Source organism: Burkholderia stagnalis (assembly GCF_902830275.1).
Taxonomy (GTDB): domain Bacteria; phylum Pseudomonadota; class Gammaproteobacteria; order Burkholderiales; family Burkholderiaceae; genus Burkholderia; species Burkholderia stagnalis.
The window spans coordinates 1-18,406 of record NZ_CADESW010000019.1 but is presented as its reverse complement, the minus strand read 5'-3'; the positions used below and the strand labels follow the sequence as shown (position 1 = coordinate 18,406).

Sequence of the window (18,406 nt, the reverse complement as noted above, 5' to 3'; positions counted from 1 at the left end):
CTGCGCGTTCCGGCGAGCCGCAGGCAGTCTTTCTTTTTGCCTCTCGTGGCCGTCACCGCTGTGCTTGCAGCCTGACCGCCCCATGTGATACGAGGACGCGCGGCACGACGCCGCGGCGGCGGTTCGATCGTGTCGCATGCTGGGCGAGCATCGCCAGGGCGGTTTCCTTCGGCTCACGGTTCATCTCTATGGAATCACTGCGCATCTACAACACGCTCGCGCGTGACAAGCAAGTCTTCGTGCCGCGCCAGCCCGGCGAGGTGCGGATGTACGTATGCGGGATCACCGTCTACGACTATTGTCACGTGGGCCATGCGCGCATGATGGTCGTGTTCGACCTGGTGCAGCGCTGGCTGCGCGCGATCGGCTACCGGGTCACGTATGTGCGCAACATCACCGACATCGACGACAAGATCATCCGCCGCGCGGTCGAGAACGGCGAGACGATCCGCTCGCTGACCGACCGTTTCATCGCCGCGATGCACGAGGATGTCGATGCGCTCGGCGTCGAGCGTCCGGACATCGAGCCGCGTGCGACGCAGTTCATTCCGCAGATGCTCGGGATGATCGAGACGCTCGAGGCAAACGGTTACGCGTATCAGGCGGCCGACGGCGACGTCAATTATTCGGTGCGCAAGTTCGCGAACTACGGGAAGCTGTCCGGCAAGTCGCTCGACGACCTGCGCGCCGGCGAGCGCGTCGCCGCGAACGACGCGAAGGAAGATCCGCTCGACTTCGTGCTGTGGAAGCGCGCGAAGCCGGAGGAGCCGGCCGACACGTCGTGGGAATCGAAGTACGGCGCGGGCCGGCCCGGCTGGCACATCGAATGTTCGGCGATGGGCTGCACGCTGCTCGGCGATCATTTCGACATTCACGGCGGCGGCCAGGATTTACAGTTCCCGCACCACGAGAACGAGATCGCGCAGAGCGAAGGCGCGACCGGCGTGACATTCGTCAATTACTGGATGCACAACGGCTTCGTGCAGGTCGACAGCGAGAAGATGTCGAAATCGCTCGGCAACTTCTTTACGATCCGCGAGGTGCTCGAGAAGTACGATGCCGAAGTGATGCGCTTCTTCATCACGCGCACGCATTACCGGTCGCCGCTCAACTACAGCGACGTGCATCTCGACGATGCGCGCGCGTCGCTGACGCGGCTCTATACCGCACTGAAGGACGTGACGCCCGACGCGGCCGCGCTCGACTGGAACGAGCCGCACGCACAGCGCTTCGCGGCTGCGATGAACGACGACTTCAACTCGTCGCTCGCCGTGTCGGTGCTGTTCGAGCTGGCGGGCGAGGTGAACCGCACGCGCGACGCGGCGCTGGCGCGCCAGCTGAAGCATCTGGGTGGATTGTTGGGATTGCTCGGCCGCGAGCCGCGCGCATTCCTGCAGCAGGCGGCGGGTGCCGCGCAGGAGGGCGGGCTGTCGGCCGACGAGATCGAAGCGAGGATCGCCGCGCGCGGCGCGGCGAAACAAGCAAAGGACTATGCCGAAGCGGACCGGATCCGGGCGGAACTGCTCGATGCGGGTATCGCGCTTGAAGACAAACCGGGCGGATCGACCGAATGGCGTCGCGTATGAGCGCGGTGCGTTCCACTGACCGATTCGTCAGGTAGGAGGCAAGATGGCAACGGCCAGAAAAGCGCCGGTCAAGCGCGCGACGCCTGTCGCTACGCGTCCGGCAGCCAAGCGCGCGCTTGCGGCAAAGGCGGACGCGAAACGCGCCGCGCCGAACGGCGCGCTCAACGGTCAGGCGCAGCCGGCGCGGGTGAAGGTCGTCGACGCGGTGCAGGTCGACGGCGCCGTGCCGGCAGTCGATGTCGCGGGCCGCAAGGCGCGCGCGTCCGACACGATCGCGCCAGCGGAGATCGACGGCGTCGACGTCGTCGTGCGCCCCGCATACTGGGACAAGGCGTGCGCCGATCTCGTCAAGCGCGACCGCATCCTGAAGAAGCTGATCCCGAAGTTCGGCCCCGCGCATCTCGTCAAGCGCGGCGATCCGTTCGTCACGCTCGCGCGCTCGGTGGTGGGCCAGCAGATCTCGGTGGCGTCCGCGCAATCGGTGTGGGCGCGCATCGAGGCGGCCTGCCCGAAGCTCGCGCCGCAGCAGGTGATCAAGCTCGGCGCGGACAAGCTGATCGCGTGCGGGTTGTCGAAGCGCAAGACCGAATACATCCTCGATCTCGCGCAGCACTTCGTGTCGGGTGCGCTGCACGTCGACAAGTGGACGTCGATGGACGACGAGGACGTGATCGCGGAACTGACGCAGATCCGCGGCATCAGCCGCTGGACCGCCGAAATGTTCCTGATCTTCAACTTGTCGCGGCCGGACGTGCTGCCGCTCGACGATCCGGGCCTGATCCGCGCGATCAGCGTCAATTATTTCAGCGGGGAGCCGGTCACGCGCAGCGAGGCGCGGGAAGTGGCGGCCAACTGGGAGCCGTGGCGCACCGTCGCAACCTGGTATATGTGGCGCAGCCTGGATTCGCAGGACGCCGAGGGCTGACCTGGGCTATCGAGTTTTAAACATCAATAGTTGAGAGCCGGTTTTGAGCGCCGCCCGCGCGGGTAGAATACGCGCTGCCGCAAGACCCAAGGATTCAAACACATGAAGACCACGTTTCTGGATTTCGAACAGCCGATCGCCGAACTCGAGGCCAAGATCGAAGAGCTGCGCTTCGTGCAGGACGACTCGGCTGTCGATATTTCGGAAGAAATCGAGCGGTTGTCGAAGAAGAGCCAGCAACTGACGAAGGACCTGTACGCGAACCTGTCGCCGTGGCAGGTCTCGCAGATCGCGCGGCATCCGCAGCGTCCGTACACGCTCGACTACATCTCGGAACTGTTTACCGACTTCCACGAGCTGCACGGCGACCGCGCGTTCGCGGACGACCTGTCGATCGTCGGCGGCCTCGCGCGCTTCGGCGGCCATCCGTGCATGGTGATCGGCCACCAGAAGGGCCGCGACACGAAGGAGCGCGCGGCGCGCAACTTCGGGATGCCGCGCCCGGAAGGCTATCGCAAGGCCGAGCGCCTGATGCGCCTCGCCGAGAAGTTCGGTTTGCCGATCTTCACGTTCGTCGATACGCCGGGCGCGTATCCGGGCATCGGCGCGGAAGAGCGCGGCCAGTCCGAGGCGATCGGCCGCAACCTGTATGTGATGGCCGAGCTGAAGACGCCGATCATCACGACGGTGATCGGCGAGGGCGGCTCGGGCGGCGCGCTCGCGATCGCGGTGGCCGATACCGTGATGATGCTGCAGTTCTCGACCTATTCGGTGATCTCGCCGGAAGGCTGCGCGTCGATCCTGTGGAAGAGCGCCGCGAAGGCGCCCGAGGCGGCCGAGGCGCTGGGCCTGACCGCGCATCGCCTGAAGGCGCTCGGCCTGATCGACAAGATCATCAACGAGCCGCTCGGCGGCGCGCACCGCGATCCGAAGGGCATGGCCGCGCTGCTGCGCCGTGCGCTCGCCGATTCGCTGCGCCAGTTCCAGGGCATGAGCATCGATGCGCTGCGCGAGCGCCGCTTCGAACGCCTGATGGCCTACGGCAAGTTCAAGGAAACCACGCCGGGCGCATGACCCGCCGCGTGCATTCATCCCGGCGCGCGCGCCCGCGCGCGTTCACATCGTGATCCCTCCGAGCGAATTCTCCGCCGACCGCGTCGTCCTCGATGCGGTCGGCGTTGCACTTTCCGCGCTGCCGTCCGGCGCGCGCATCGCGGTCGCGTACAGCGGCGGGCTCGACTCGTCGGTGCTGCTCGACGCGGCCGTGCGCGTCGCGGGCGCGTCGCGCTGCATCGCGCTGCATGTGCATCACGGATTGAGCGCGAACGCCGATGCGTGGGCTGCCCATGCGGAGGCGACCGCGGCGTCGCTGGGCGTCGCGTTCGACGCGCTGCGCGTCGACGTGCCGCGCGACAGCGGCGCAGGGATCGAGGCGAGCGCGCGCGAAAGCCGTTACGCGGCGCTCGACGCGATGTGCGAACGGCACGGCGCGGACGTGCTGTGGCTCGCGCAGCACGCCGACGATCAGGCCGAAACGGTGCTGCTGCAGCTGCTGCGCGGCGCGGGCATTGCCGGCATCGCGGCGATGGCGCCACGCTACCGGCCTGCGGCGGTGCGCGTCGAGCGCGTGCGGCCGCTGCTGCGCCTGCTGCGCGCACAGCTCGAGCGCTACGCGGCGCAGCGCGAACTCGCGTGGATCGACGACGAATCGAACCTCGACACGCGCTATGCGCGCAATGCGCTGCGCATCGACGTGCTGCCGGCGCTTGCCGTGCACTTTCCCGGCTTTCGCGATGCGCTCGGCCGTGCCGCGCAGCATGCGGCATCGGCGCAGCGCCTGCTCGACGACCTGGCCGAGCTCGATTTTGCCGGTGCGGCTCGCGACGACGGTCGCGCGCTGTCGCGCGACGCGCTGGTCGCGCTCGACGATACGCGCGGCGCGAACCTGCTGCGCTTCTGGATGCGCACGCTCGGCCTGCCGGGCGCATCGGCCGCACGGCTCGCGAACATGATGCGGCAGCTCCGCGATGCGCACGACGCGCACGCGCTGCGCGTCGATCACGCGGGGCAATGCCTGCGGCTGTACCGCGGCGCCGTGTACTGGGAAGCGGGCGACAGCAGCGAGCCGGCGGACGACGGCCGCGGCACGCCGCGCCCCGACAGCGCGTGTGCGTGGAGCGGGCAGGAGGTCTGGCATCTGCCCGCGTGGCGCGGCACCTACGTGTTCGCGCCGGCCGGCTCGGGCGACGCGGATGCGGTGCCCGAGACGCTGCTGCGCGCCGCGCCGCTCGTGGCGCGTGCCCGCGCGGGCGGCGAACGGATGCGCGTGGCCCCCGGCGCACCGGGCCGCACGTTGAAGAACCTGTTCCAGGAGCGCGGCGTGCCGGCATGGCAGCGCGACGTGCCGCTGCTGTTCGCGGGCGACCGGCTGCTCTATGTGCCGCGGCTCGGCGTGAACCGCGACGGCAGCGCGGCCGGCGACGGCGCGTGGCGCCGGATCGAATGGCGCCCGGACTTGCTGATCGCGTGAGCGGGCCTTGCGTGGCGGGCGATGCCGCGCCAATTTTCACTATTCGGTAAACAGCGGCGGAACGCGCACCAGCGCGGCCTTCGGCTTGTCAAGCGGGCGTCGATCGGGTACGCTCAGTTGTTTGCTCGGCTCGATTTTTGAGCATTTTGTGCAGGTTTTCCGCGTGACGTACCCGGTTTGCGCGGCCTGATCGGCCTTCCGGGCAAAATCCGTCACGCTTGCGTGTTGCGTCCCAGCCGTCCCTCTCGTCGTCCGTCCACAGCCACAAGCCGCGTGACCGAACGGCACCGCGGCCTGTCCAGCGCGCCCGTGCGGTTTCTCCTCCAGTTCAGAACGACAATGGCACTCATCGTACATAAATACGGCGGCACTTCGATGGGCTCGGTCGAGCGCATCAAGAACGTCGCGAAACGCGTCGCAAAATGGCATCAGGCCGGGCACCAGATGGTGGTCGTGCCTTCGGCGATGTCCGGCGAAACCAACCGTCTGCTCGGTCTTGCGAAAGAGATTTCGAGCCAGCCGAGCCCGCGTGAGCTCGACATGATCGCGTCGACCGGCGAGCAGGTCAGCGTCGGCCTGCTGTCGATCGCGCTGCAGGAGATCGGCGTCGAGGCCGTGAGCTATGCCGGCTGGCAAGTGCCGATCAAGACCGACAGCGCATTCACGAAAGCGCGCATCCACTCGATCGACGACGAGCGCGTGAAGGCGGATCTCGACGCAGGCAAGGTCGTGATCATCACGGGCTTCCAGGGCGTCGACCCGGACGGCCACATCACGACGCTCGGCCGCGGCGGCTCGGACACGTCGGCCGTGGCGGTCGCGGCCGCGCTGAGCGCCGAGGAGTGCCTGATCTACACGGACGTCGACGGCGTCTACACGACCGACCCGCGCGTCGTCGAGGAGGCGCGCCGCCTCGATCGCGTGACGTTCGAGGAGATGCTGGAAATGGCGAGCCTCGGCTCGAAGGTCCTGCAGATCCGCTCGGTCGAATTCGCCGGCAAATACCAGGTGAAGACGCGCGTGCTGTCGAGCCTGACCGATCCGATGATTGCGCTCGACGAGGAAATGCGCTCGGGCACCCTGATTACTTTTGAAGAAGACGAGACCATGGAAAAGGCAGTCATTTCCGGCATCGCGTTCCAGCGCGACGAAGCACGCATTGCGGTGATGGGCGTGCCCGACAAGCCGGGCATCGCGTATCAGATCCTCGGCCCGGTCGCCGACGCGAACGTCGACGTCGACATGATCATCCAGAACCAGAGCGTCGAGGGCAAGACGGACTTCACGTTCACGGTCGGCCGCGGCGACTACCAGAAGGCGATGGACATCCTCACCAACCAGGTGAAGGGCCACGTGAACGCCGAGCAGGTGCAGGGCGACCCGAAGGTGTCGAAGGTGTCGGTCGTCGGCGTCGGCATGCGTTCGCACGTCGGTGTCGCGAGCAAGATGTTCCGCACGCTGTCGGAAGAGGGCATCAACATCCAGATGATCTCGACGTCCGAAATCAAGATTTCGGTGCTGATCGACGAAAAATACATGGAGCTGGCCGTCCGCGCGCTGCACAAGGCATTCGAACTCGACCAGGCATGATGAAATTTTCGTGATGCGTTGAAGAAAATGCATCACGGAAATTGACGCGCAGTTCGAAACCCTATATTATTTCGTTCTCGTCGCACTGCCTCCCTGGTGCGAGCGAAAGTTTGGGAGACGTGGCCGAGAGGTCGAAGGCACTCCCCTGCTAAGGGAGCATCTGGGCCAAAACCTGGATCGAGGGTTCGAATCCCTCCGTCTCCGCCAGCTTATGGCGGTGGAACCCCGGAAGATTACGGTCTTCCGGGGTTTTGTTTTTGGTGGTTCGCCCAGGTAACTATCAAGGCGACTATCAAAACAGTCGGTGCCACATGGGCTTGTCGCAGGGTGTGAAATCCTGTTGTCCAGCGAGTTCCAAGGCTGAAGCATACGCCGGGTCGAAGAAATCGGGGGCCGTGCGTGCCGTATTGCTTCATGACGCCGCTCCGCTAATCGGATGCCATACGAACCCATCTGGCGATGTGCCAGGGTTCTGTGGAGTTCGATCATGTCCCAGCAAGCTTCCCCAATTCACCATGCTCACCCGAGCGACGCGGCGACGCAGGATGGCGCTCGATCCGTGCCTACTGTCGGTGTGCCGCTCGCGCTGTTGCGCGACAAACGCCTGACGCCGATGGAGCGCAATCTGTACTTGGTGTTCCTGGCAGCGGCCCGGGAGGGGAGCCTGCCGCCCAATCTGGAATGGCAGCGCCGGCTGCTGGCCTGCGCCGAGACTCAATCGCTGGTGTCGCCGTCCACCGCCAAGCGCTGCGTGTTCTTGCTGCGCCTGACGCGCTGGATTCACCAGGAGCCGCAGCGGCATGATCCCATCACGGGGCAGCCGCTCCCGCCCGCTTATGTGGTTCACGACACGCCCGCGAGCTGCGCGACCGTGTGCGCAGCAGACCCCGGCTATGCCGATCTGCTGCGTGATGCGCTTTGCGATACGTACCCGGCGACGCAGGCCGTGGCCACGAGCGTGCTAGTCGAACTGGCGGCCGATCCGACGGTGCCGGCGGTCTTGCGGCCGCTCGTTGTGCAGGTGCGTCTGCCCTCGCAGGGTAGCTCTCGGGACGATGAGCGTGATCCTCCGGCGCCACCATCTTCGTCAGTGCCTACAGCATCCGACGAGACGCCACCTCGTTCGCAGGATGTGGACCCTACGTTCCCGAGTGCCTCCCTGCGCGCCGCGCCCTTACGTACGTATAAAGAAACTTCTAAAGAAGTACGTACGCACCGCGCAGGCGCGCGCGAGGGAACGGCCGATGCAGTTGCGTCAGCCTGGCCATCCTGCCTGCAACGCATCACGCAAGACCAGCATCGCGATCTGCGCCTGGCCCTGCATCGGTTGCCGGATGAGCAACGGCAGGAGGTTCTGGCAGAACTGGAAGCACGCAGTCGGCTCGGCACCGTGCGCAATGCGGTGGCTTACCTGCTTAGCTTGATTGCGCGCGCATTGAGGGGCGAGTTCCGTTTGTGGGCTGGCCGCCGGCCTGGGGCGACAACACCGGTGCTGGCTCAAGCTTCGCCGGCAGCTTCCTGCGTTGCGATGCCGCCCGAGCTGTCACGGGCACACGAGCGGCGGACGACGTCTGCTGATCCCGAGTCGGTACGTGTCCATCTCGCTCGCATTCGCGACTTGCTGAACCTGCCAGCGAAGTCAGGCCATTGGTCGCACATGTCCAACAGTTAGCTGCATGTCCTATCGTCAGCTTCGTGTCGTGGTTCTGGTGGTGAGGTGGGGCCGTCAGGACCGCCTCTCGATCCTCCCATGAAGACGAAGCACTGCATTATGGCAAATGGGTGGCTGTTGGCCCTGATCGCCATCGAGCACTTTGACGTTTCCCGGCGTCGGCTGTGGCAATTCGCTGCCGTCTTGGATCGGTCAGCATTGAATTGACCTGTTGTTTAGTGCTTGCCGGGTTGGGCTGGGCTCGGCAATATCTTGCTGAACGTACCGCACACGGTGTCGGGCGGGCAGAGAATGCGTCTGCGTGCATTAATGGGCACCTAGTGCGGCGGGGAACATTGGGGGAAATCAGCCAGTTTGGCTGGCTTACTCCGGTCGGCGTTCGGCATGTCCTTATTCTTGGGCGCGCAAGGGACGCGCGAATGCTGGTCGTCAAAAATGAGCATTCCGTGAGGGGGAGAGTCCATGGCATTGCCGAAAGCGTTTGAGCGCGGTTCGGAGTGGCGGCAGTGGGATCTGCACGTTCACACACCGGCATCGTTTCACTGGAACGGTGCCAAGTTCGACGCTGACCTGAACTCGGCCCACAATCGCGCGTTAGTGGACGAGATGGTTGCAGCCATGAATGCGGCGGAGCCAGCGGTCTTCGCTCTGATGGATTACTGGACTTTCGACGGCTGGTTTGCGTTGAAGCGCAGGCTCAAAGAAGTCGGCGCGCCGCAACTGCACAAGACGGTGTTGCCGGGCATTGAGCTGCGTCTCATGGCACCGATGAAGACCCCAAATGGGCGCCTCAATGCGCATGTCTTGTTCTCGGATCAAATCCCGGATCAGGCACTTCACGACTTCAAGGCCGCCTTGCAGGTAGCCGTCATTAATCGGCCTCTCTCGGACGCTGCCCTTGTCACGCTCGCTCAAACCTTGTCGGAAGACATTCTAAAAGTCCATTCCTTCAAGAAGGCCGACATGACTGACGAGGCTAAGGCGCTCTATGCCGGAGCGTCGATGGCAGAGATCACCGTCGAGAGCTATCGCAAGGCGATTGAGCAAGTCGAAGATGGACTGGCGATCGGCTTCATGCCCTACGACACCAGTGATGGCCTTGCCGAAGTGAAGTGGCAGGATCACTACGCTTTCTTCATTGGTCTCTTCAAGTCGTCACCGATCTTCGAATCGCGAGACCTCGAACTTCGCCATTGCTTTGTTGGAGAGGAAACGCCGAAGAACAAGCCGTTTCTGAAGAAGTTTCAGGAGGGGCTTGGCGGTGTTCCACGCCTCGTCGTGTCGGGGAGCGATGCGCATTGCTTCGTTGGCGCAAAAGGCGATAACGATAAGCGTGGCTATGGTGATTTCCCCTCACGCAAGATCACCTGGATCAAGGCCGATCCGACCTTTCACGGGCTACAGCAGGCCATTCTCGAGCCCGCCAAGCGTTCCTACATTGGCGCTCGCCCGCCGAAGCAGCTTGAGATCGAGGCGAACAAAACCTTCTTCATTGATCGAGTATCGGTGAGCAAGCAGGTGCCGACGGCTCCGGGCAAGTGGCTTGATGGTGTCGACTTGCCCCTCAACCCAGATCTGGTTGCGATCATCGGCAACAAGGGCAGTGGCAAAAGCGCACTTGCTGACATCATTGCGCTGCTCGGAAACTCTCGCCAGAGGGAACATTTCTCGTTTTTGCAGAAGAATCGATTCCGCGGCAAATCAGGCGAGCCTGCGAAGAACTTTGTCGGTGGTTTGAGGTGGCTCGACGAGACAGAGGAAACCCGCAACCTAAACGAGGATCCGCCAGCCGACAGGGTGGAAATGGTTCGCTACATCCCGCAGGGGCACTTTGAGGCTCTTTGTAACGCTCACGTGACGGGCCGCTCCGACGCTTTCGAGAGAGAGCTGCGCGCTGTCATCTTCTCGCACGCTGGTGAGGCTATTCGACTCGGCGCACTCGATTTCGATCAGTTGATCGATCAACAGGAGAGCGGGTTTCGCATTCAACTGAATGATTTTCGCAAAGATTTGCATCGAATCAACCAGGAAATCACCGCTTTCGAGGAGCAGCTTCAGCCAAATGTGAGAAGTACGCTGCAAGAACTCCTACAAGTCAAAAATCGCCAAATTGAAGAACACAACAAGATCAAGCCGGAGACCCTGGCAAAGCCAGCGACGTCGTTGACGCCCGAACAACAGGATGCTTCGACACGCCTTGAGTCCATCGCCGGGAATTTGAAGGCGATCGATGAGGCTGGCGTGGTGCACAACACGAGTGAACTGACTTTGGCAGGAAAGCTCAAGGCCGTTCAGAGTGTTCGTGAAAGGCTCCGTGTTCTGGAGCGTGCATTCAAGCAATTTGTCGACGATACCGCCAAGGATTTCGACATTCTTGGCTTAAAGCCTGGGCAGCTGGCCACCCTCACCGTAGATACGCAGGCGCTGGATGATATCGCTCTGGCAATTCCTGACGCACAAGCACAACTGAAGACGGATGCCGCAACCGCTGCGGAACAGCGGTCCAAGCTTCTGGAAGAGCAAGCGGCCCTCAATGCGAAGCTGAACGCGCCTCAATTGGCCTACCAACAGAGTCTCAAGGCTCTCGAAACCTGGAATGCAAAGCTCACGGAACTAACCGGAACCTCTGATACACCGGATGCTATGCTCGGCTTGCAAGCACGCATCACGCAACTTGATGGGTTGCCGGCGCGACTTGAGGCCCACCGCGAACTGCGAGCCAAGCTGACCGGGGAGATCTTCGACGTGCTCGATGCGCAACGCAAGGCGCGCGCAGATCTCTTCAAGCCCGTCCAGGACCTAATCCAGAGCAACAGTCTGATTCGAGAGGATTACAAACTTCAATTTCAGGCCACGCTAGGTGGTTCGGCCGATACGATCGCGGCTTCTTTGTTCGAGCTTATCAAGCAAAATACGGGAGAGTTTCGAGGAACGGATGAAGGCTATATGGTCGTTCGAGGTCTGGCCGACAAATACGACTTCAACCACCGCGCCGATGTCATGGGATTCGTTTCCGAGCTGCATGCGAAGATCGAGGCGGCCGCTTCCGGAGGGAAGCAGGCTATTGGCATTGCGCCGCTGTTGCGAAAAGACAAGACGGCAGCCGACGTCTACGATCTGCTTTTCGGTCTTTCGTTTCTGGAGCCGCGCTACTCGCTGCTTTTTCAGGACACGCAGATAGAGCAGCTCTCGCCTGGGCAGCGCGGCGCTCTGCTGTTGATCTTCTACCTGTTGGTGGACAAGGGGCGCAACCCAATCATCCTTGATCAGCCCGAGGAAAACCTCGACAACGAAACGGTCGTGAGCTTGCTCGTTCCCGTAGTTACGGAGGCGAAGAAGCGGCGGCAAATCGTCATGGTCACGCACAATCCCAATCTCGCCGTCGTTTGCGATGCGGAGCAGGTTGTTTGGTCCACCTTTGATCGAAAGGCGGGCTCAAAAATTTCTTACGTTGCCGGAGCAATTGAGAACCCAGCGATCAACGGGCATGTGGTGAATGTGCTTGAAGGAACCATGCCGGCTTTCAACAATCGTCGGATCAAGTACCATCCCGCAGCTTCTTAGGGCAGGACAGAGGCCGGGACTAATGGGACCTAATAGTTCTTCTGGCTCTCGAATGCAGTGCGTGCTCAGCCCTATACGGCGCAGTAGACGCGTCACTGGCCGCGAGTGAGCGCATGAGCGCACTCAATCGATAAACCGGCGCACAAGGGAAGGGCGGGCTGCCCGGAAGCGAAATCGATTGGGCGGGAGCGGGGGCTAGCACCAAGCGACAACAATCAATCAAGGAAGCGTGATGACCACTAGAACACCCAGGTTCCTCATCGAAAATGTAGGCCCGGATAAGGCCAAGGTTGGCTTTGCTTTGAGCGAGGCCGCCACGTATTGCAATGAACATCACATCGAACACCTAGTTCTCGCCGTATCGTCCAAAGGGACGTTCCCGCAGGGCATTGTGGCCGAAACGCTCGGTTCCACTGCCGTTAAAGCACTCCAAGCCGGCAATAGCGTGACGCTTGGTAACACAGGAGTGAAGATGACGCTGGTCTACCCAGCAGTCTTCTCGGGGGCACCCTCCGATGCGCTGTTTCTGGCCATGCATCTCACGCTGCCGGACATCGAAAAGATCGATGACCTCCCGTCGACTGCCGCCATTGTGTTCGTCCCCTGGCTTGAGGGGCACGGTAAGGAGTGGTTGTCGACCTGGCAGCCCACAACTTGGGGTACCAGCACATGGCATGCGACGCCATCGACCATGGCCCCTGAGGTTACGGCAGCGCTAAGCCGGCTCCAGTCATCCATCAACGTGGCGACCGGTCTCCTCCATTCGGCCGACAAGAAGGCTGCCACCGCAACCTTCAAGGCGTTAAGGAGTGGCGGCCATACCATCGACCCTGACGAAATCAAGCGTTGGGCTTGGCGCAGTGGCTGGGGGCAGCGCGGCGTCAATGACCTGGTCGCGGTCGCGCACAAATACCAAGGCTAACTGATTCAGGCGATTGATGTGGCTCGGAGGTCGTGTTCCGATCGGGGCGGGAATCGACGAAGAAGCGTGGCGATTACACCCGCTAAAGCGCTCGACCACGAGCAGCGGCGAAAGCAGATTAAGGCAAGAAGCCATCAACGATGCGTGGCCGAAAAGCGGTCCACTGCCATCTGACCATTGGGTTGCTCCGAGGCGGGTTAGAATCAATCTAAAGATCGGGCCATATCGTCCAATCTCAAAAGGCATCGGGAGGGGTCCGGTCGAACCCACCTGTGTCCTTTTGTAGGTAAGCTGCGCTATAAACAATGGATTGGGAAATCGGGGGAATAGGGATATGCGGCAGCCGTCGTCGCCTAGCGCGTTTCAACGAGCCTTCATAAGGCATCACGCATGCGGGCTGTACCAAATACCTGCACAACGTGTGATTGATGTCGGGGCGGTCGCATGATCCGTTCACCGCATCGTGATGCCTTGCGCCTGCTCTATGTGTTGAAGGCCGGGGGCGAGCCACTGGAAAACCCGGATGCATCGGAAGAGGTGATGATATTCAAAGGCGAAGCCCGTTTATTGGCCTTCGACTTCTGGATGCGTAATCCCGATTATCTGGCTGCGGAACTTCTTGATCTTTTCGACGAAACAGGCGATCCCGCTTGGATGAGCGAAGCCGAGGCCATCATCGACAACGGCGAGCCCGACTTACGTCGCGTTCCGATGATTAGGTATTTTTTTGGGGCGTATGAGCGACTGGACGATGCGCTGTCCTTGCTTCGATCACGCGATCTTGTTCGCATCACGGGAATCAAGGGTAGCGGCGACAAGGTACGCGAAACCCATTTCATCCTCACGAAGCCGGGTTACGAACTCTGCGCGGATGCGATTGCCCAGGAGCCTGTTCTCCAGTGGTACGCCGATCGTTCTTTGCTGGTGGCCCGCGTCGCGGGCGATAAAGGTGGGGCTGCACTCAAGCAGCAGCAATACAAGCGTGCGAGTTATGCTGAGACCAAACTGGGTGGTGTCATTCCTTCCATCGCAGAGGAAGTTCGACAACGAGTCACCGCGATACGCGCGGCATAAAGCATAACTACGGGGGGAAGACATGGCTAATGCGAACAAGGAATGGCTGCAGGCGATTGCAGGGAAAGCGGGGACCAAAGCGTCTGAAGTCGAGGCCGTACTGGCCGCCCACCGCATTCAACCGACCCCTGTCCTGGGGACGCCGCGACGCCTGTATCTGCGGGAAATCGAATTCTCCGGGATCAAAAGTGGCATCGCTAACGGCGGGCCGTTCTGTTTTTCATGGAAGGATCTTCAGCATGGCCTATGGGCGATGCTCTCGGAGCAGAACTTTCGAGGGAAGTCGACGATTATCGAGGTCGCGCGCTGGATGCTGCGTGGTCATGAATCCAGCACCTTGCAAGAAGATGTACGGAGCTGGATCCATAAGGCTCGTCTACGATTCGTCTTGGACGCCGACACCTTCGAGATTGACGCGAAAACCCAAGGGCAGGTCATCGGCTCCCTTAGCCGCGTGCGCTCCACCGGCGAAGATTGCTCCGAGGAGTCGACCGAGCTTGCAGCATTCGAGAGCGCCGCTCAGTTCGAGTCGGTGATGGCCAATTTCTTCATGCAAGCGTTTTCGATGGATGCCATCGCCACATGGAGAAAGAACGGCAGCGAGGATGGCACTCCCGTCGCGCATGGGTGGGCTGCCCTTTCCGGCGCTATGTTTATCGGCACTAACTATGAGGTTCTCCTCGGCGACCTTCCAACACAATCAGGGGTTCCTGCGCGGCTCATGCAAATGTACCTGGGCGTGCCCTGGGTCTCTACATTGGCAGCCGCCCGAACGGCTCTCCAGGTTGTCGAGCAGGCGGCGAGGTCATCGTTACGCCGCAACGCGCAATCTCAGAACAAAGCGAAGCAGCGTGCCGAGAGTATTGAGTCCGAGCTTGGTATCAAGCGAGCAGAGCTACAGGCGATGCCGAGCGACGACGCCATTCGCAAAGCCATCGAGACCGACTCAGAACTCCTTGCATCAATCCAGCGCAAGGTACATGCATTGACCGAGCGTCTGGAGAGAGAAGCCACCGCGTTGCGCTTAGCAGAAGCGGCAAGCATGGAAGACAAATGCGACCTGCAGACGCACAGCGATGCCATGTCGGCCAGTGCGGTGTTCCGCCGGCTGGAGCCTAAGTGCTGCCCACGATGCGACCACACCATCTCAAAGGCGAGGATGGAGCGGGAACATACCGCATTCGCCTGCTCGGTATGCGGCGAATCCATTTCCAACTCCGAAGATGCCGAAGCACTCAAGTTGCAACTTGAAGAACAGGCCGCAGCCTCACAGGTAGCAGCGAAGCAAGCAAAGAAGCGGCACGAGGAAACCAGCACGACGTTGCAGAACCAGAGAGAGCAAATACGAGAGCTTCAACAGCGCATCGAAGCTGCCACCTTGCATCTTGCGTCCCACGTCAAACGCCAGGAGCTGGTCACTGCGGTAGCCGTTCTTGAAGGGAGGCTTGAGGAAGCGTCGCTCATTCAGAACCCGCCAGACGACGACCGTTCCAGTGAAATCAAGATACTCACTGCCGTCGCAGCCGAAACCGAAGCGCGCGTGAAGGAGGTTCGTGATGGACTGCTCGCCGACGTCTCCGCACGACTGGTTCAGTATGCGAAGGCTTTTGGGATGGAAAACCTTTCGGACGCCACGCTCAAAGGAAACGGCAACCTCAGTCTAACCAAAGCCGGAGCACCTACGAGCTATAGCCGCGTCACCGAAGGCGAGAAGCTGCGCTTGAAGGTGGCCACCGTGCTCGCCATGATCGAAATTGCCGAGGATCGGGGTATAGGCCGTCACCCTGGTTTGCTGATGATCGATTCGCCTGCCGCACAAGAGGTCTCGCCTGACGACGTCGACCACCTTGTGACTGGCCTTCAAGAGGTGTCCGGCAAACTACCTCACATGCAGGTTTTCGTCGCCGGCATTACCTCGAAGGCCATTACCGATCACATACCAACGTCCCATCGCCAACAGGCATCCGGTACTGCATTTTTGTGGTGACCATCATGCATCCGATCGAGACAGCCGTGATCGACATGGCGCAACGTGGCGCTCCCTGGAGTCTGGAGGACATCGGTGGTATCGATGCGCTGGCTCCGGCCGTTCACGACATCGGTGCCTCGCCGGTCATGCCTGAAATCCTTGGGCCATTTCTAGACAGTTGGAAAACTGCCCAGGCTGGAAGGAGGTCCGCCTACTTAGCCATCCTTCAGGATTTGTTGAGTGCGGCGACGATCGATTTCGTGTTGACCGAATCCACGGACATTCTCGATCAGCATCGCCCGCTGCCTGAAAATGGAGACGAACTATGCTTCAACATCTTTCTCTCCAAGGCGGTGGCCGACAAGGGCGAACTACCTGGACAAGCGCGAGGAGCGGCGCTTGATGGCGCCTTTCGTTGGGCCGTATCCAACCGGCGCTGGCAGTACCGCTTGCTGGATGCTCTCTTGGGGGTATCCGCCGCCGACGATCCCAGCTTTCTGAAATATGCCGCCAAAGTCATTGGCGTCGCCTTTTCTCATTGGCGAGAAAATGACCTGGTGAGCGTATTGCTCAATCTTGCCGAGCAAGATGACGTTCGCGGCGAAGCCACTTTTGAGCTCGGTATGGCGACCCTTGTCGTGGCCTTGGAGAATGCAGGGTGCGATACGAACACCGAGGTACTGCAACAAGCGAAATCGTGGTTTGAAGCGTCGGCAAACGCAACGGAATACAACCCTGCCGCATCTCTTTACGGCGAGTGCCTGACCCTTGTACTCGCCTTTTATGCGGGAGCGCCATCGGGCGAACTGCAAGAGATCGGCAACCGGGTCAAGCAAGACGCTTTTGGACTCAACGCGTGGGTCGGAGGGCGGGATTCGCCGTCATGGCTGGGTAGCCGCTACGCGGAGTCGGTTTGCTGGAGCGTACTTGCCAGCAAAGTGACCGGACTCGCCCATCATCTCGACGAGCCAAGCTGGTGGCAGCCCGCGGTCGTGATTGAAGAGGCACTGCTCACAGTTTACAGCGCGGGCAGATCTATTCTTCGCCGATCGCATCAGGGAGCGATCGAAGAACTGCTCCGTCCGCGAATACAGCATGCTGTCGCCACCCAAGCTGGGCAGCTTCATGTGCTGCAAGCGTGGCTTCGGCAGAATGCGGATAGTGCGTGGGCGTCCGACGCGACCGCCTTGGTCGATGAAGTCAAAGCCATTCTTGGCCACGGGAAACCTCGACAGAACCCTTCTGAGGCGGCGAGTGAAACAGAGGATGCTCTCGCCGCCGCCATCTCCCGATCCTCCATTCCCGGCGAGCAGAAACGATTTCTCTCTATAGCGCTATCAGACGTCGTGACGTTGCTCTTCAGGAACCTGACGGCGGCCGAAGTTCAGATCATCGAGCAGTGTTGCCAAGCCGTTTCGGAGCATCCAGACTATGGGAATAATGAAAATGGACGAGTGCTTTTCAATGCAGCCATCGCATGGCTTGTCCGTTTCGTTTATCACCGCATGGAGGTCACTCGCCGCGATGATCCGGGTGGCTCTTATCTATTCGAGCGGGACGATGGATCGTTACCTCACGAAGATGAGCTTCAGGAAGATTTCTTTCGGTGGCTAACCACAAACGCTGCAGGCAGCGATCTTGAGCCGACCAACCTCGGTAGCGGCCGCGCAGATATTCGCATGAAGTCTGGACCAGAGCGTTTGGTCATCGAGGTAAAGCGCGAAGAGAAGGACGCCTCCTTCGACGCGTTGGCGACTTCTTATGCAGCGCAAACGACGGACTATCAAAACGTGAGCATTCGCCTTGGTGTGTTGCTCGTACTTGATCTGGCGACACCCAACCGACAAGGCACGCCGCACTTGACGAGTCTTTTTTCCGTGACGAAGATCCAGCGCCCCAACGAGAATGAACCGCGACTTGTGCTTATCGTCAAGGTTCCCGGGCGTCGTCGAGCTCCAAGCGACCTCACCAAGCTAGCCAAGTCGACCATCCGCGATAAGGGAAAGATACGAGCAAAGCGATCTTCAGGCGAGAGGAAAGGCGTCCAGGCAGGAGATGCCTAGAGTGCTGGGGCCCGTCGAGATATCTCCCGCATGTATGGTATGCCGAGGTGCCCTTTGCCGTTTCAGGTAGGCCCGTTGACTTTTATACCCCTTCCTTTCCTTTTCAGCGCTTAGCCTGTCCGCTAGTACGACTCGGCCTCCCTTTGGAGTAGCCTGAGCCGCCACCAGCGTCAATGCTGGCTGCAGTGGAAAATCGGTTTGGCAACGAACTGCATACACCGTCCGAAATCGAGTGGCTGAGCGACAACGGTTCGGGCTACACGGCCGACGACACGCGCCGATTCGCAGTGGCCATCGGCCTGAAGCCATTGACCACACCGGTGTGCAGCCCACAAAGTAATGGGATGGCCGAGAGCTTCGTGAAGACGATGAAACGCGACTACGTCTGACCTGCTCCCCGCGTTTAGTACGGTGACGGTGTAGAGTCCGTTCCAGAGAGGAACGGCAATGAAAAAGCGATTCACCGAAGAACAGATCATCGGCATCTTGAAGGAAGCCGAGGCTGGCTTGA

Annotated in this window: 12 protein-coding genes, 1 tRNA gene and 2 pseudogenes; 14 read left to right on the top strand and 1 reads right to left on the bottom strand. The window is 61.1% G+C overall.

From position 1 onward, the window contains the following. Window positions 1–188 precede the first annotated feature (188 nt). The 4 genes from cysS (at window position 189) to tilS (ending at window position 5,041) form a co-directional block, all read left to right on the top strand. Complete coding sequence (gene cysS, locus HWY45_RS27105; protein ID WP_059567442.1) at window positions 189–1,586, top strand: cysteine--tRNA ligase; 1,398 nt, start codon at window positions 189–191, stop codon at window positions 1,584–1,586. Window positions 1,587–1,629: 43 nt separating this feature from the next. Beyond that, entirely contained in the window at window positions 1,630–2,511 is an 882-nt protein-coding gene (locus HWY45_RS27100) for a DNA-3-methyladenine glycosylase family protein (RefSeq protein ID WP_059809667.1), read from the top strand. 102 nt (window positions 2,512–2,613) lie between these two features. After that, window positions 2,614–3,585 (top strand): acetyl-CoA carboxylase carboxyltransferase subunit alpha, encoded by a 972-nt coding sequence (locus HWY45_RS27095; RefSeq protein ID WP_059567437.1) that lies wholly within the window; start codon window positions 2,614–2,616, stop codon window positions 3,583–3,585. Between the two features lie 49 nt (window positions 3,586–3,634). Then, window positions 3,635–5,041, top strand: a complete 1,407-nt coding sequence (tilS, locus tag HWY45_RS27090; protein WP_059879028.1) for a tRNA lysidine(34) synthetase TilS — start codon at window positions 3,635–3,637, stop codon at window positions 5,039–5,041. A gap of 113 nt (window positions 5,042–5,154) precedes the next feature. On the opposite strand, the pseudogene HWY45_RS37475 reads toward tilS, so the two are convergent. Next, a pseudogene (locus HWY45_RS37475) lies at window positions 5,155–5,398 on the bottom strand (hypothetical protein). Between HWY45_RS37475 and HWY45_RS27085 the strand changes: the two are divergent. The 10 genes and pseudogenes from HWY45_RS27085 to HWY45_RS27045 form a co-directional block, all read left to right on the top strand. Beyond that, window positions 5,381–6,631: an aspartate kinase gene (locus tag HWY45_RS27085; protein ID WP_059567433.1), complete on the top strand. Its 1,251-nt coding sequence runs from the start codon at window positions 5,381–5,383 to the stop codon at window positions 6,629–6,631. The pseudogene HWY45_RS37475 and the gene HWY45_RS27085 overlap by 18 nt on opposite strands. 113 nt (window positions 6,632–6,744) lie before the next feature. Then, a tRNA-Ser gene (locus tag HWY45_RS27080) sits at window positions 6,745–6,838 on the top strand. A 280-nt stretch (window positions 6,839–7,118) separates the two neighbouring features. Continuing rightward, complete coding sequence (locus tag HWY45_RS27075; protein WP_150999051.1) at window positions 7,119–8,303, top strand: STY4528 family pathogenicity island replication protein; 1,185 nt, start codon at window positions 7,119–7,121, stop codon at window positions 8,301–8,303. Window positions 8,304–8,381: 78 nt separating this feature from the next. After that, window positions 8,382–8,510, top strand: coding sequence for a hypothetical protein (locus HWY45_RS37215; protein WP_269112512.1), 129 nt, complete (start codon window positions 8,382–8,384; stop codon window positions 8,508–8,510). A gap of 255 nt (window positions 8,511–8,765) precedes the next feature. Then, window positions 8,766–11,867 (top strand): TrlF family AAA-like ATPase, encoded by a 3,102-nt coding sequence (locus tag HWY45_RS27070; RefSeq protein ID WP_059879030.1) that lies wholly within the window; start codon window positions 8,766–8,768, stop codon window positions 11,865–11,867. Between the two features lie 232 nt (window positions 11,868–12,099). Next, window positions 12,100–12,789 carry a hypothetical protein gene (locus HWY45_RS27065; protein WP_059567429.1) on the top strand — a complete coding sequence of 230 codons (690 nt, stop codon included), beginning with the start codon at window positions 12,100–12,102 and terminating at the stop codon, window positions 12,787–12,789. Between the two features lie 444 nt (window positions 12,790–13,233). Continuing rightward, window positions 13,234–13,863, top strand: a complete 630-nt coding sequence (locus HWY45_RS27060; protein WP_059567427.1) for a hypothetical protein — start codon at window positions 13,234–13,236, stop codon at window positions 13,861–13,863. A gap of 22 nt (window positions 13,864–13,885) precedes the next feature. Beyond that, window positions 13,886–15,850: a coiled-coil domain-containing protein gene (locus tag HWY45_RS27055; protein WP_059879032.1), complete on the top strand. Its 1,965-nt coding sequence runs from the start codon at window positions 13,886–13,888 to the stop codon at window positions 15,848–15,850. A gap of 5 nt (window positions 15,851–15,855) precedes the next feature. Beyond that, window positions 15,856–17,895: a hypothetical protein gene (locus HWY45_RS27050; protein ID WP_059567702.1), complete on the top strand. Its 2,040-nt coding sequence runs from the start codon at window positions 15,856–15,858 to the stop codon at window positions 17,893–17,895. 173 nt (window positions 17,896–18,068) lie between these two features. After that, a pseudogene (locus tag HWY45_RS27045) lies at window positions 18,069–18,281 on the top strand (IS3 family transposase); the annotation flags it as partial. Window positions 18,282–18,406: the final 125 nt, after the last annotated feature.

Bases quoted from the DNA above. Each gene is read 5' to 3' on its own strand.
- cysS (WP_059567442.1), top strand. From the start codon at position 189: ATGGAATCACTGCGCATCTACAACACGCTCGCGCGTGACAAGCAAGTC.
- HWY45_RS27100 (WP_059809667.1), top strand. From the start codon at position 1,630: ATGGCAACGGCCAGAAAAGCGCCGGTCAAGCGCGCGACGCCTGTCGCT.
- HWY45_RS27095 (WP_059567437.1), top strand. From the start codon at position 2,614: ATGAAGACCACGTTTCTGGATTTCGAACAGCCGATCGCCGAACTCGAG.
- HWY45_RS27085 (WP_059567433.1), top strand. From the start codon at position 5,381: ATGGCACTCATCGTACATAAATACGGCGGCACTTCGATGGGCTCGGTC.
- HWY45_RS27075 (WP_150999051.1), top strand. From the start codon at position 7,119: ATGTCCCAGCAAGCTTCCCCAATTCACCATGCTCACCCGAGCGACGCG.
- HWY45_RS37215 (WP_269112512.1), top strand. From the start codon at position 8,382: ATGAAGACGAAGCACTGCATTATGGCAAATGGGTGGCTGTTGGCCCTG.
- HWY45_RS27070 (WP_059879030.1), top strand. From the start codon at position 8,766: ATGGCATTGCCGAAAGCGTTTGAGCGCGGTTCGGAGTGGCGGCAGTGG.
- HWY45_RS27065 (WP_059567429.1), top strand. From the start codon at position 12,100: ATGACCACTAGAACACCCAGGTTCCTCATCGAAAATGTAGGCCCGGAT.
- HWY45_RS27060 (WP_059567427.1), top strand. From the start codon at position 13,234: ATGATCCGTTCACCGCATCGTGATGCCTTGCGCCTGCTCTATGTGTTG.
- HWY45_RS27055 (WP_059879032.1), top strand. From the start codon at position 13,886: ATGGCTAATGCGAACAAGGAATGGCTGCAGGCGATTGCAGGGAAAGCG.
- HWY45_RS27050 (WP_059567702.1), top strand. From the start codon at position 15,856: ATGCATCCGATCGAGACAGCCGTGATCGACATGGCGCAACGTGGCGCT.